The organism is Streptomyces kronopolitis (assembly GCF_050953795.1).
GTDB classification, from domain to species: Bacteria; Actinomycetota; Actinomycetes; order Streptomycetales; family Streptomycetaceae; genus Streptomyces; species Streptomyces kronopolitis_A.
The window spans coordinates 5,481,362-5,495,248 of sequence record NZ_CP191850.1 but is presented as its reverse complement, the minus strand read 5'-3'; the positions used below and the strand labels follow the sequence as shown (position 1 = coordinate 5,495,248).

General features: G+C 76.0%; 9 protein-coding genes. 2 read left to right on the top strand and 7 right to left on the bottom strand.

Going from position 1 to position 13,887, the window contains the following annotated elements; translation table 11 throughout:
* Positions 1 to 53 precede the first annotated feature (53 nt).
* The 7 genes from fxsT to ACQP17_RS24390 all read right to left on the bottom strand — a co-directional run bounded on the left by fxsT (position 54) and on the right by ACQP17_RS24390 (position 12,272).
* Positions 54 to 3,137, bottom strand: coding sequence for an FxSxx-COOH system tetratricopeptide repeat protein (gene fxsT, locus ACQP17_RS24420; RefSeq protein ID WP_433858194.1), 3,084 nt, complete (start codon positions 3,135 to 3,137; stop codon positions 54 to 56).
* Positions 3,138 to 3,249: 112 nt separating this feature from the next.
* Positions 3,250 to 4,416 (bottom strand): FxsB family cyclophane-forming radical SAM/SPASM peptide maturase, encoded by a 1,167-nt coding sequence (locus ACQP17_RS24415; RefSeq protein ID WP_433858193.1) that lies wholly within the window; start codon positions 4,414 to 4,416, stop codon positions 3,250 to 3,252.
* Positions 4,417 to 4,593: 177 nt separating this feature from the next.
* Positions 4,594 to 4,812 (bottom strand): YxD-tail cyclophane-containing RiPP peptide, encoded by a 219-nt coding sequence (locus ACQP17_RS24410; RefSeq protein ID WP_433858192.1) that lies wholly within the window; start codon positions 4,810 to 4,812, stop codon positions 4,594 to 4,596.
* A 108-nt stretch (positions 4,813 to 4,920) separates the two neighbouring features.
* A complete protein-coding gene (locus ACQP17_RS24405; RefSeq protein WP_433858191.1) occupies positions 4,921 to 8,307 on the bottom strand; it encodes an SAV_2336 N-terminal domain-related protein in 3,387 nt (1,128 codons plus the stop codon).
* A 5-nt stretch (positions 8,308 to 8,312) separates the two neighbouring features.
* Positions 8,313 to 9,368 (bottom strand): AAA family ATPase, encoded by a 1,056-nt coding sequence (locus ACQP17_RS24400; protein WP_433858190.1) that lies wholly within the window; start codon positions 9,366 to 9,368, stop codon positions 8,313 to 8,315.
* Positions 9,369 to 9,714: 346 nt separating this feature from the next.
* Positions 9,715 to 11,862, bottom strand: coding sequence for a trypsin-like peptidase domain-containing protein (locus ACQP17_RS24395; RefSeq protein WP_433858189.1), 2,148 nt, complete (start codon positions 11,860 to 11,862; stop codon positions 9,715 to 9,717).
* Positions 11,862 to 12,272 carry a CU044_2847 family protein gene (locus tag ACQP17_RS24390; protein WP_433858188.1) on the bottom strand — a complete coding sequence of 137 codons (411 nt, stop codon included), beginning with the start codon at positions 12,270 to 12,272 and terminating at the stop codon, positions 11,862 to 11,864. The genes ACQP17_RS24395 and ACQP17_RS24390 overlap by 1 nt, the downstream gene beginning before the upstream one ends.
* A gap of 153 nt (positions 12,273 to 12,425) precedes the next feature.
* Between ACQP17_RS24390 and ACQP17_RS24385 the strand changes: the two genes are divergently transcribed.
* Complete coding sequence (locus tag ACQP17_RS24385; RefSeq protein WP_433858187.1) at positions 12,426 to 12,608, top strand: DUF6104 family protein; 183 nt, start codon at positions 12,426 to 12,428, stop codon at positions 12,606 to 12,608.
* Positions 12,609 to 12,954: 346 nt separating this feature from the next.
* Positions 12,955 to 13,887 (top strand): DUF4097 family beta strand repeat-containing protein, encoded by a 933-nt coding sequence (locus ACQP17_RS24380; RefSeq protein ID WP_433858186.1) that lies wholly within the window; start codon positions 12,955 to 12,957, stop codon positions 13,885 to 13,887.

Below are 13,887 nucleotides of genomic sequence, written 5' to 3'. Positions count from 1 at the left end.
CCTGGGGGCGGGCCCTTCCGCGTGCCCGGGGCGGGACTCCGGCGCGGCGTCCGTCAGACGGGCTGCGGTTCGAAGTCCCAGTACGGGCGGCGGCGGCGCCGGGCGGAGAGGGTGTGCGGGTGCTCGTCGCCCAGCGTCTCGGAGAGCTGACCGATGGCCTCCGCCTCCAGCTTGGCCGCCTCCTGGCCGCGGCGCAGCGCCCGCAGGTCCTCGGCCAGCGCCGTCTTCGCGGACAGCGTCAGCGGATGGGCGTCCCCCAGCGTCGCCTTGGCGCGCAGCAGGGTGTCCCGGCCCAGCTCCACCGCGCCCTCCTCGTCGTCCGTCCGGTTGCGGGCCGCGCCGGCGTTCAGCGCGCAGCCCAGCGTCCAGGGGTGGTCGGGGCCCATCGCCTCGGTCATCCCGCCGAGGGCGGCCTCCGCGAGCTCCAGCGCCCCGGCCTGGTCCCCGAACTCGCCGCGGACCAGCCCGACGTTGCCCAGGGTGCCGACGGTGTAGGGGTGGCGCTCGCCGGCCAGTGCGCGATAGCGCTCGGCGACCTCCTCGGCGAGGTCGCGGGCGTGCCCCAGATCGCCGTGCTCGCGCAGGAAGGTGGCGTGGTCGGCGCGCACCATCAGCGTCTCGGGGTGGCGGGGCCCCTGCACCCGGCGGGAGCGTTCGACGAGGTCGGCGAGGAGGGTGGCGGCGCGGGTGATCTCGCCGGAGCGGCGCAGGCACAGCGCGAGGTTGTGCTCGGCGCGCAGCGTCTGCGGCGTGTGCGGGCCCATCACCTGGAGGTGCAGCCGGGCGTTGAGTTCCTGGCCGGAGGCCGCGTCGCGGTAGCGGCCGAGCAGCCGCAGGGTGCGGGCGTGCGCGGTGCCCGCGTTGAGCGTCAGGTGGTGGCGGGCGCGCAGTTCCCGCTCCCGGAAGGCGAGCACCTCGCGGTGGGTGACCAGCGCCGCCTCGTACCGGCCGAGCAGGGCGAGGACGTTGCCGAGGTTGTGCCGTGAGGAGAGGGTGCGGGGGGCCTCGGGGCCGAGGAGTTCGGTGTAGGCCCGCCAGACGGCGTCGAAGAGGTCGTAGGCCTGCGCGTAGGAGCCCAGCGCCATCAGCGTGCCGGCCAGGCCGTCCTGGGCCCGCAGCAGATCGGCGTCGGAGGGGCCGCGTTCGGTGCCGAGCTGGTCGACGACGGCGCTGCCGACGGCCTCCGCCTCGCGGTAGCGGCCGAGCCTGCGCAGCATGTTGGCGTGCTGGTGGGTCAGCACGAGCATGGTGCGCTGGGTGGCGGCCAGCCGGGTGCGCCAGCGGGACATGAACTGTTCGCACAGCCGCAGGCCCATCCGGTATTCGCCACGGACCCGCAGGTACTCCACGCAGTTGAGCAGCAGCTGCTGGACGGCCGGTTCGGGGCTGTCGAGCACGCCGGCCGGCTCCAGATGCGGGATCAGCTCGGCGTAGCGCTCCCAGCAGCGGGTGTCGGCGGGGTTTTGCGGGTCGGCGGTGACCAGCACCCGGCAGGCCGTCGCGGACATCTGGTCGCGCTCGTCCTCGGACATGTCGCTGCGCAGGAAGCGGTGGTAGAGCCGGTGCATCAGCGCGGTCTCGACGGCCGGGTCGGCGTCCTCGGAGACCTGGTAGTCCAGGCGTACGGCGGTGGACTCGGTCAGCCGGCGCAGCGCGGTGTTCCAGCTGATCGGTTCGGCGGCCAGATCGGCGAGGTGTTCGGGCAGGTCGCCGCGGCGGGCCTGGGCGAGCATCGGGACGGGGATGGTGTCCGGGGCGAAGAACGCGAAGAGCTTGAGGAGTTCGACCGCCGCGGGGCTGCGCTCGCGCAGCGTGTTGAGGGTTATGGCCCAGCTGGTCTGGAAGGCCATGGGGTAGTCGGAGGAGATGCGGATGCCGACGAGGCTGGGCTCGCCGCGGCGGATCAGCTCGATGTACTCCTTGGGGGACATCGGGTTGGCGTCGAGCCAGGCGGCGGTCTGGGCGAGCAGCAGCGGCAGGTCCTGGACGGCGTCGGCGAGCAGATCGGCTTCCATCGGGGTCAGGCGTGGTGCGCGCCGCCGGGCGTAGGCGACGCTCTCGGCGCGGTCGAAGGGCAGCACCTCGGTCTCCTGGGCGCTGCCGGAGCCCGACCAGTCGCGGGTGAGGGTGGTGATCAGGACGTGTCCGCGGCCGTCGGGGACCAGGTCCTCGATCTGCTCCATGTCGTCGGCGCTGTCGAAGATCAGCAGCCAGCGGCGGTAGGGGCGGCCGACGCGGAGCGCCTCGTGGACGGCGCGGATGCGGTCGCCCAGCTCCCGGCCGACGGGGAGGCCGAGGCGGGTGGCGAGTTCGGCGAGCTGTTCGCGGGCGGCGCCGCGGTTGGTGGCGCTGATCCACCACACCACGTCGTAGTCGTTGCCGAAGCGGTGGGCGTACTCGGCGGCGATCTGGCTCTTGCCGACGCCGGAGGTGCCGTACAGCGCGAGCCGGGTCTCCAGCGGCGGGCCCGCGTCGGTCTGGGAGCCGGCCAGCTTGGCGTGCAGCTCCTCCAGCACGCCGTCGCGGCCGGTGAAGCGGTTGTTGCGGCGGGGGATGTTCCACACCTCGGGCGGGTTGTTCGGGAAGCGGGGGGCGCCGGGCTCGTCCTCGTGCACGGGGCGGTGCGGCGCCCCGATGCCCAGGCGCTGGAGCACCCGGCGGTTGGCCTCGCGCGCGTCCAGATCGCGCAGGTCGGCGGGGCGCAGCAGGGCGGCCGTGGCGGGCAGGCTCTGGGTGGCCACGCTCACCGCGGCGAACCGGTCGGCGTGTGGGGCCACCACCTCGCGCAGCGCGGCCGTCCACTCCTCCGGTGTCTTGGGGCCCAGCCGGAAGTACCAGTCGTCCAGCACCATCAGCAGCCGGCCCTCGGCCGCCAGCAGCCCGGACAGCTCGGCCACCAGCGCGGTGTCGGCGCGCGGGTCCCAGCGCAGCAGGGTGGTGCCGTGGCCCTGCTGTTCCAGCTGGTGGGAGATCCACGCGGCCCAGGGCCGGGTGAACCCGGCGTAGCTGATGGTGATGTGCGCGCGGGAGCCGTCAGGACCGGAGGAGCCCGGGGCGCCGGGGACACCCGAAGACCCGAAGGCACCGGAAGAACCGGAAGAACCGGAAGAACCGGAAGAAGGGGCCTGACCGACCATGCGACCGTCTCCCTGGGATGCGGGGGTGCGCGCGTGCGCAGGCTGTTTCCCCGGGCACGCCGTGGCTTTTTGGCACGATAGCCCAAGTGTCCCCCCTGGTGGCGACAGGGCGTCAGGTCATATGGGGGTGGCGCCAGTTGGGGGTGATCGCGGTCTTCAGACGGGCCGCGATGTGCCGGATGAGGCGTTCCAGGTCGGCACAGTAGACGGAGGGGTTGGTGAATCCGCTGCCGTCCGCGCGGTAGCGGTGGGCGTAGTTGCCGCCGCCGCAGACCTCCACCAGGGCGCAGGTGCGGCACTGGGCGCCCAGGCCGTCGCGCCCCGTGCGGCGGGCGGCCATGCCGGGGTGGGCCAGGGCCTGGTCGAAGGTGTGGTGGAAGACGTCGAGGCCGGTGGCCGCGGCGCCCTCGTAGGCGGATTTGAGCGAGTCCACCTGCTCGATGGCGCCGTCGGTGTCGACGATCACGGCGACGACCGGGGAGAGGCCGACCGCCTCACTGGAGCCGGGACGGCCCAGGAGCAGGCCGAGGATCTCGGTGAAGACCCGCACCCGGGGGCCGGGGCCGCCGTCCCACCACAGGTCGAAGACGGCGCACAGCCAGTCGCCGTACGGGGTGCGGCCGGCGGCGGCGGGGGGCGGGCTGGACCAGTTGGCGTGCGGCAGGAGGAAGTCGAGCATCGGGGGGTCCAGGGCGCGCAGCGAGCCGTAGACCTCGGCGGGGTCGGCGCTGACGTCGATGGTGCACAGGATGCCGGCGAACACCCCGGGACGGTCGTGGAGCAGGCGCGCGGCGCGGGAGACCGCGGGCCAGGAGGGCCTTCCCGCGTGGTCGACCCGGCGGTGGTTGAGGGCGGGGGTGCCGCCGTCGAGGCTGAGGCCGAGCCGGAAGCCGGCGGCGCCGAGGGTGTCGAGGACCTCCGGGGTCAGCAGGGTGCCGTTGGTCTGGACGCCGAAGTCGGCGGCGCAGCCGGCGGGCAGCGCGGCGCGGATCGCGGCGGCCTGCGCCAGCAGCGGGCCGGGGCCGGTGAGCAGCGGCTCACCGCCGTGCAGATCGATCCGGACCGCGCGCAGCCGGTGGGTGCGGGCGTGTTCGGCGATGCGGCGGGCGGTCTGCCGGACGGTCGCCGCAGGGGCGGCCGGCGGGCGGGTGCGCCAGCTGCGGTCGGGGCCGGCGTAGATGTAGCAGTAGGTGCAGGCGAGGTTGCAGCGGCTGTGGACCTTCAGGACGAACTGCCGGAAGGGCACCACGGTGGTCCGGCCGGTCGTCTCCCCCGCCACGGCGTCGCCCCCTGCCCTCGTCCCCGATCAACGGGCTGCCTCCCTGACCAGCGGGCCGCCCGCGCCACTCCCGCCCGTCGACTGATACATGGCTCCGCCCCGGATCGAGGAACCGGGTGCCCCCGGCAACTGGCCGGTTCCCTTGCACGTTTGCCCAAAAACAACCGTCTCTGATCGTCAATGCACGGCGATCTCCGGGCCGTCCTCGTAGTACGCCACGGCGTCCTGCGCCGACGGCCAGTTGCGCAGCAGCAGCGCCGCCACCTCCGCCAGCACCGCGTGGTCCGTCCGCGCGGCCAGAACGCCCACGTCAACCCCGGCGAAGTCCGGCAGCCGCTCGGCCGAGGGCCCCGGCGGGGCGGCCACCGCCGGTTTTGTGCGGGGGATTGTCGCCACGCTGTTCTCCTCTGGGCCGGCTGGACGGGGGTGTTCCCGGACTCCCGTCCGCAGAAACACATGCCCCGGGGGACGGTCGGGCCGCCTCCGACGGGCCGCGGGGTGCGGTCAGGCGGCGGATTCGAGGGCACGCATCCGGGCGCGGGTGCGCTGGGCCTCGGGGCCGGTGTCCTCCCCGGCCCGCTGCCACTGCTCCCAGCTCTCGCGGTAGGCGTGCAGCGCGGAACGGGAGCCCGCGGTGACCTCCAGCACCTCGCCGCGGCGGTGGTGGGCGCGGGCGGCCAGCAGGGCGCTGCCGGCCCGCCGGGCGGCCGCGGCGGCCCGGCGGTAGCAGGCGGCGGCGCGGTCGTGGCGCTCCCGGGAGTCGAAGCGGCGGTCCAGCAGCAGCTGCACGTCGCCCACTTCGAGCCAGGCCTCGGCGGAGACCGCCGGGGGCACGTCCGCGCCGCGGGCGGCCAGCTCCAGGATCCAGTCGGCCTCGTGCAGATCGGCGAGCGAGGGCCGGCGCTCGTGGCGCAGTCGCAGGGCGCGGCCGAACAGCAGGCGGTGGCTGCCGAGGTCGGGGTCCTGCGGCGCGGCCCGGCCCAGCACCTCGCGCAGCACGTGCACCGCCTCGTTGGCCAGCCGCTTGCCCGGCCCGTCGGCCGGCTCCAGCCGGGCCCGCAGCAGCAGCGCCGCGCCGCGCTCGGCGAGCAGCGCGCTGTGCTCGGGCGAATCGGGGGTGGCCAGCCGCAGCGCGGCGGCCAGCGCGGCGATGGCGGCGTCCAGGGCCGGCAGGGCGCCGGTGCGGGTGTGCACCGCGCGCTGGGCGGCGGCGGTCCGGCGCAGGCTGTCCGCCTCCAGGGCCCGGTCGCCGAGGGAACGGGCCATCGCCAGGGCGCGTTCGAGGGTCGGCAGGACGGCCGGTGCCTCCGCGCCGCCGTGCACCTGGCGGGCCGCCGCCAGGTCGAGCAGCGTGCCGCACACCAGCCGGTCGGCGGAGCTGCCGCGGCGGCGCAGCAGGACGACGGCGGCATCGAGGTCGCCGGCGGCGCGCAGGGCGAGCGCCTCGGCGGCGCGGGGGGCCGCGCCCGGTGCGCGGGCGGCCCGGCGGGCCCGGTCGAGCAGGACGCCGCCGCGCGCCGCGTAGACCTCGCCGGGCACCTGCTCGCCGCTGGGCCACCGGTCGAGGAGGGTGGTCAGGGCGCACTCCGCCTCGTCGAGGGGGTCGGGGTCCGGTGCGGCGGCCGGCTCCGCGGCGGCGCCGGGCGCGGGGTCCGGTGCGGGCAGGGCGGCCAGCCGGCGCAGCACCTCGGTGCGCAGCACCATGCTCTCCAGGACGCGGGGGTCGAGCAGGCTCATCAGCCCGCAGGCGGCGTGCAGATGGCGGGCGGCGTCGGCGAGCGCGCCGCGCTCCTCCTCGGGTGTGCCGTCGGCCCGGCGCTCCCGGGCGCGGGCGTGGCCGACCCGGCCCAGCACGATCAGCGCCCGGGTGCGCTCGGCCTCCCGGCCGGCGGTGACGGACTCCTCGTCACCCGCCGACGCCTCGCCGGACGTGGCCCGTTCCGCGGCACGCACCGCCCGTTCGGCCTCCTCCAGGGCGTCCGGCTGGCCCCATCTCGCCCAGGCGTGCAGCAGGGCGCGGGCGAGGTCCGTACCGGCCTCGGGCAGCCGCGCGGCGGCGGCGCGCAGCAGCCGGACTGCCTCGATCAGGTCCCGGACGGTGCGGTCCTGTTCGTAGCGCTCCAGGAGGGCGGCGCCTTGCGCGGCGGGGCCGTCGCCGGCGTACGGGCTGGGGGCGGGCGGGCGCAGCGCGGGCTCGAAGCGGCGCAGCACCCGTTCGGAGACGCGGGCGAAGGGTTCGGGCACCGCGCGGCGGCCGGTCTCGGGTTCGCGTCCGCTGCCGGAGAGCATGGCGACGGCGACGGCCGGGAAGTTGCGGGCGCTGCGGCCGAAGGTGCGCTCGATGTAGAGCGAGCAGTGCTTGAGGACCAGGGCGGCCTCGCCCGCGCTGAGCCGGCCGAGGAGTTCGTCGCGCACGCCGGGCGCGAAGTCGTACCACGGGCCGCTCATCCCGGCCTGTTCCCCCGACTGGCCCTCCTGTGGCGGGAGTTGCGTGACCAGGCCGCTGAGCAGCACCTCGGCCAGCTCGGCCGGGCCGGTCTGCGGCAGCATCGCCCGCTGGACCAGCTGGATGACCGGCAGCGCGAGCGGCACGGCCGACAGGTGCACGGCCAGCAGCCGGGCCGCGGGCGAGGCCTGCTGGTCGAACTCGCGGACCATCCGGGCCGGTGCGGCGCTCCCGGCGGGGGGCGGCGGGCCGGCGGGGAGTCCGGCGCCGTGGTCGGCCCGTACGACGCAGGCGGCGCCGCGCAGGGCGAGCCCGGCGTCGGCGGCGGCGAGCCGGGCCCAGGAGCCGAGGGCGGAGGGGGTGGCGGAGAGGACCGGGACGGCGCGTGCACGGGGCGTGGCGGCGCCGGGCGCCGCGGGGGGCCGCCGGCGGCGGGCCGGGCGGAAGTCGAGGGCCTGGTAGGAGCCCTGGCGCCGGACGAGGGTGCCGGCGACGGCGGGCAGCAGGGTGCGCGCCCACATCCGCTGCGGCAGCGGCTGGACGACGGCGAGCGGGGCGTCGGCGGCCCAGCGGTAGAGCAGCCGCTGCATCCGGCCGTCCCGCCAGAGGGGGCCCGCGCAGTCGCTGACGACGAGGGTGAGGTGGTGGCCGGTCGGGTCGTGCAGCTGGTCGGCGGGGCGCAGCGGGCGGCCGGGGCCGGGGGCCGCGGCGATCCCGACGTCCGGGCCGTGCGGATGGAGGTAGTGCACCGTGACGTCGCGGAAGGCGCCCACCCGCTCGCAGACCTTGCGCAGGTCGTGCAGCATCTGCTCCCAGACGGCCATCGAGGACGAGCCGTCCATCAACAGCCGCAGCGCGGCGGCCCGTCGGTGCACCCCGCGCAGCACCGGGATGATCATTTCGGCGTGGGCGGAGAGTTCGGCGGTGGCGGGCTCGTCCAGCTTCCGGCGGACCGGGGCGACCGGCGGGCGGTAGCGCTGGATGGGCCGCAGGGCCCGCTGGAGCGGCAGCAGTCCGGGGAACGCGGAGGCGGCGGGGACCGCGATGTCGCCGAGCAGCCGGCGGTCCCGGTCGGCGGTCCGCTCGTCCTGGGCGGGCAGCAGCTCCGCGACCCGGCGCCGGGCGCCGTCCCGCAGAGTGGAGGGGGAGTTGCGCTCCTCCCCCGGGCCGTCCCGGGAGCCGTCCTCACGGCCGGGCGGCGCGGCACCGTCGGCGTGCGGGGTGGTGGCCGGCCCCACCTGGAAGGCGGCCGGGTCCCCGTGGCGGGGCGGGTCCGCCTCCGGGGGCGCGGGGTCCCCGGCGCCGTCGGCCGGCGCGTCCGGGGTGATCCACTGGGCGAGCCAGAGGGCGTCGGCCATCCCGCGGGCGTCGGCCGGCAGCCCCGCCGCCGTCAGCCGGGCGACGAGTTCGTCGAGGGGGCCCGGGCCGGGCTCCCCGGGGGGCACCGCACTCACCTCGTCCGATCAAGAGGACGCATCAGCTCCGCCGTCAGACGCCGCCGGGTCTCCTCCTCGTCCTCGTCCGTCCAGCCGGCCTTCTGGGTGAGGTGGATGGCGTTGAAGAGCTGGTCGACGGCGCGGACGTCGCCGGGCTCGCGGTCCAGGAACCGGTCGATCACCGCGTCGTAGCGCTCGGCGGCGCCCTCGCCGAAATGCGCCCGCACCATGGCGGCGAGCCGTTCCTTGTCGGGGACCGGGATGTGGAGGTGGATGCAGCGGCGCAACAGGGGCGCCGGGAAGTCGCGTTCGCCGTTGCTGGTCAGGACGATGAAGGGGAAGGCGTGGCAGCGCACCCGGCCGTCGCGCACCGCCACCTGCGCGCCGTCGTCGCTGAGCACCTCCACCTCGGGGGCGGAGCCGGCCAGCCGCTCCAGCTCCGGAATCCGGAACTCCCCTTCCTCCAGCACATTGAGGAGGTCGTTGGGCAGATCGATGTCGCTCTTGTCGAGCTCGTCGACGAGCAGCACCCGGGGGCGGGCGGACGGCAGCAGGGCGGTGCCCAGCGGGCCGAGGCGGATGTAGCGGCCGATGCCGCCGCCCGGCTCGTCGGTGGGGTCGTCGCCGGGTGGTGTCGCGCTCTGCGCGCCGGCCGGGGTGGCGCGGGCGATCTGGAGGTCCTGGAGACGGCCGATGGCGTCGTAGTCGTAGAGGCCCTCGCGCAGCGTGCTGCGGCTGACGACGGGCCAGCCGAGCACCCGGCCCAGGCCGAGTTCATAGGCCACCGAGTGCGCCAGGGTGCTCTTGCCGCTGCCCGGCGCGCCGGTCACCAGCAGCGGGCGGCGCAGATACAGGGCGGCGTTGACCAGCTCGCGCTCGGTCTCGCCGGGGCGGTGGTGGCTGGCCTCGCGGTGCTGCACCCCGAGCCGGCGTTCGGAGGACGGGTCGAGGGCGGCGGGCGGCGCCACGAGGGGGCCACCGTCGAAATCGCGCCAGGGCGGGGGTGGCGGAAGATGCTCAATTCCGTCGTGCGGTGCCCCCGCACCACGGTAGATGAGCCAGTCGCTCACGTCGGAACTCCTCGTCGCCGGCCAGGCATCGGTCAGGAGCGATGGTCATGGCCCATCGCCGCAGTCCTCGGCATCCGCTCCGCCTCCCCCGCGTCGCCACCCGCCTCGCGCCATCAGGTCCTCACGAACAAGTCTTCCACGACGCTATGACAGTACTCACGCCCGCGGAAGCACACGGGGCGGTTTCCGGTCTCCCGTGCACCCGTTCAGGGGGCTCAAGTGCCCTGTCCGGGGCGCCACTTGCCGCACGAGGGGCGGATGCGACCGCCCCGGGCCCCGGGCGCACGGGGGGGCGTACGGGGCGTACACGGCGCCCCGGCCCACCCGGGGGCGGCTCCGGTGGCGCTCATCGGGGCGACACCTGGGGCCGGTCCGTGAACAGCGGCGGAATCGGGTCCTCCGGGTCGTCGTAGAGAAGCACCAGGTCACGGGCCCAGTGCGTGCCCTCCTCAGCGGCCTCGGCGGCCTTCGCCCGCAGCTGCCGCACCAGCTCCGGCAGCCGGGCCACCCCGCCCGATCCCTCCAGCAACTCCCGCACCCCACGGTGGAATTCCTCGCAGCCGGCGTCGCAGCCCCGCTCCTCGCCGTGGCCGCGGGCCGGCCACAGCCCGGCCGGGAACCCGGTGTCCAGGGCGACGCCGACCGCGTCCCGTCCGAATCCGTCGGCGACGGTGTGACACAGCGCGGGCAGCGCGCCCTCGCCGGCCGTCTCCAGCAGCCGCCAGACCGACTCGGCGCAGGTACCGGGGCGCGCGCCGGCGCCCCGGCGCGGCCCGACCCGCAGTGCCTGGAGGGCGGGGGCCGCGTGCAGGCCCTGCCAGCGCCGCAGCCAGGCGGGGTCGACCTGTTCGCGCCGCCCCTGGTCCCGCAGGATCACCGCGCGGCCGGGGCCCACCGGCCGCAGGTGCGCGGTGCGCCGGGCCGAGGCCGCGACCTCCCACCGGCCGGCGGCGGTGTGCCACCGCCCTTCGGGGACGGCGACCTCCAGGCGTACGCGGGCGCCCGGCCCGGCGGCGCCGTCGGCCCGCAGCAGCCGCCCGCCGAGCTGCCGCAGCACCTGTTCCCGCGCCTGTTCGAACGGCACCCCGCCGGCCGACTCCTGCACGTCCACCCGCAGCCACTGCCCCTGGCCGTAGCCCTCGCTGACCGACCAGTTGAACAGCTCGGCCGCGCCCTCGTCGTAGAACAGCGGCTCGAACTCGACGAGGACGGAGCGCGGCCGCCGGCGCACCGGCCCTATCCGGCGCCGGTCCTGCGGCTGCAGCACCACCGCCTTGGCCTGGACGAACTCCGCGAGGCGGACCGCCTGCGCGCGGACCGCGGCGGCCTCCTCCCCCGGCTCGTCGCGGACCCCGTCGGCGGTCAGCTGCGCGACGATCCGCAGATAGTGCACGAAGGTGCGCAGCTCGGTGTACGGGTCGCTGCCCTGGTAGAGCGCGCCGTGCCCGTCCCGCCAGGTACGCAGCGACCAGGCCGCGGGCCGCTCGCCGCGCTCCAGCGCCTCCCCCACGGCGGCCTCCACCGCCAGCGGATCGCGCGGCGCGGGCAGCCGGGCGAGCAGGTCCAGCGCCTGCAGCCGCTCCTGGACGCCCCACAGCCGGCCGCGGCCCGCCATGATCGCGTGCTGGGCGTCGAACCAGGTGGGTCCGGTGGCGCGGCCCAGCTCCTGACCGGCCCAGTGCCAGCGGTCGTGCAGGCTCATCAGCGCGTGGTACGGGTCGGGCCCGAGCCCCTCGGCGCCGGCCACCAGATGCTCCGGGCCCAGTCCGCGCAGCGCGGTGACGGGCACCGCGAGCCCGACGTGGTCCTGGAGGTGGCGGCCCTTGACGATGCCGACCACCTCGCCCCGGTCGCAGTCGATCAGCGGCCCGCCGGAGGCGCCCGGTGTCACCCGGACATCGCTGCCGAACTGCAGGCCGCGGGCGTCCCGGGCGCCGAAGCGGACCGCGATGAAGGGGTCCACCGGGGAGGCGGGCGCGTCCCGGTCGGCGCGCGCGCCGAGCCGGGACGCGCCCCCGTGCCCCTCTTCGCCCCCCTCCGCGGCCGGGTCGCCGCCCGACCGGTCGTGACCGCGGAAGATGTAGGCGTCCTCCAGGAGGGTCGCCGGCTGGTCGCTGAGCCAGGCGCAGGGGTGACGGGGTTCCGGGTCGAGCAGCCGGAGCAGGGCGAGGTCGGCGCGGGCGGCGCCGGAAGGGGCCTCCGGGGCGGGCCGGCTCAGGTCGTACGTGGGCCGCGCGGCCGCCACCCGGCCGCCGAACGCGACCCCGACGACCCCGTCCGGACCCGTCTCACGGCGCCGCCCGTCACCGGCCGCCAGCACATGGGCGCAGGTCAGCACCCATCCCGGGGCGACGAACACCCCGCTGCCCCACATCCGGGGGGCGGCCGCGCCCGGTGCGGGACGCAGCCCGACGGTGGCGCGTCCGGCGTGGTCGAGGAGCTGTGCGTAACGGGCGCGGTCGCCGCCGCCGGTGGGCCGGCCCCCGGTGGCCATCAGCGGCTCGGTTCGTCCGGCTCCCGGCGGTCGCCCGTATGCGCCCGGTCCTCGCGCCGCCAGGTGAGCGTGATGGAGAGGTTCGACTTCGCCTCGCCGTCCGCGAGCAGGGCGACGGCCTTGCCCGGCTTGGCCGACAGCTCCACGCCGAAGGTCACGCTGGTCTCGTGCGGCGCGACCGAGGCCGCGGCCCGGCGGACGCTGGTCGCGACCCCGCCGATCACCTCGCGGAGCCCCTCGACCCGGGCGCCGAGCGCGTCCCAGACCCCGACGTCCTCGAATTCCCCGTCCGCGGCGTCCGGGTCGTCCAGGGCATCCGGCGCGTCGAGCCCGGGGGCGTCGAGCCGGGAGACCCGGGCCCAGACCTCCGTGCCGTCCGGCAGCTCGATGCGCTGTGCGCGCTCTTGCATCACGGCCTCCTGCTCCCCGTGGGCGGCGATGTCCCCACCGCCGCCGGACCGTTGACAGGTGATCAGGCTAGCCCCCGGCCGTCTGTGGCGCGAGAGGTCCATGAGCCTGCCTATCCTGGCTGGGAATGACCCATGACTGCTGGTGGAGAGCGCGTGTATTTCACTGACCGTGGCATCGAGGAACTGGAGAGCCGGCGCGGCGAGGAGGAGGTCAGCCTCGGCTGGCTGGCCGACCAGCTGCGGACGTTCGTGGACCTGAACCCGGACTTCGAGGTACCGGTGGAGCGGCTGGCCACCTGGCTGGCCCGGCTCGACGACGAGGACGAGGACGAGTAGGCGACGACGAGGAGGGGGCGGCGGCCCGCCGGGCGGGGGTGGACCGGCGGGCCGCCGCCGTGTTCCGGAGCGCGCGATACGGCCCCGCCCGCCGGCCGCCCCGCACACCGTCAGCGACACCAACTCCGTTGACGTCGGCGCGTGTTCACCCCCTTTCCGCCACGCGCCACGACCTCACCCGCACCACCGACCCCACCCCGGCGGCCCCCGCCGCGGCCCGCCCGCCGCACGGCCCACCCCTCTCGCGACGTACTGCTTGACTTCCCCGATCCGCGATATATCGTGTTCAGCGAGGACGCGATATGTTGCGTTGCAGTGCTCACATTGCTCACAGGGGAGGCCAGTGATGTCAGCCGGGACCGGATGGTCGCAGAATCCGATGCAGGTGTCCGCACCACGCACGCTGGAGGTCACCGACCCCGTCGAGGCGCTCACCGTGCGGGTGTACGGCGGCACGGTCAACGTCGTCGGCACCACGGACGGCGGCCCCGCGCGGGTGGAGATCAGCGAGCTGGACGGCTCACCGCTGACCGTCGCGCACCGCGACGGCGTCCTGTCGGTCGTCTACGAGGACCTCCCCTGGCGGGGCTTCCTGAAGTTCCTCGACCGCCGGGCCTGGAACCGCAGCGCGGTGGTCTCGGTGACGGTACCGGCCGGCACCCGCGTCGAGGTCGGCGTGATCCGCGCCGGCGCGGTGGTCTCGGGCATCTCGGGACGGACCGAGGTGCGCGGCGTCTCCGGCGACAGCACCCTGGTCGGCCTGACCGGCGAGGTGCTGGCCGAGACCGTCTCGGGCGACGTCGAGGTGCAGTCGCTCACCGGCGATCTGCGCTTCCACTCCGTCTCGGGCAACCTGACCGTCATCGACGGTGCGGGCGGCGGGGTGCACGCGGACTCCGTCAGCGGCGACATGGTCCTCGACCTGACGCCCGGCAAGGGCGCCGACATCGCCCTGACGACGGTCTCCGGGGAGGTCGCCATCCGGCTGCCCGACCCGGCCGACGCCCGGGTGGAGGCCAACACCACGTCCGGCACGCTCACCAACGCCTTCGACGATCTGCGGGTCAGCGGCCAGTGGGGCACCAAGCGGATCACCGGATCCCTGGGCGCGGGCACCGGCACGCTCAAGGCCACCACCCTCTCCGGCGGGCTGGCCCTGCTGCGCCGTCCCGCCTCCGAGCACGAGGACCACGGGCCGGGCGATCCCGGCGCCGGCCACGACGGCGGCCCGCACGAGGACTCCCCCACCGCCCCCACCACCGGGAAGAAGGTGCGCTGA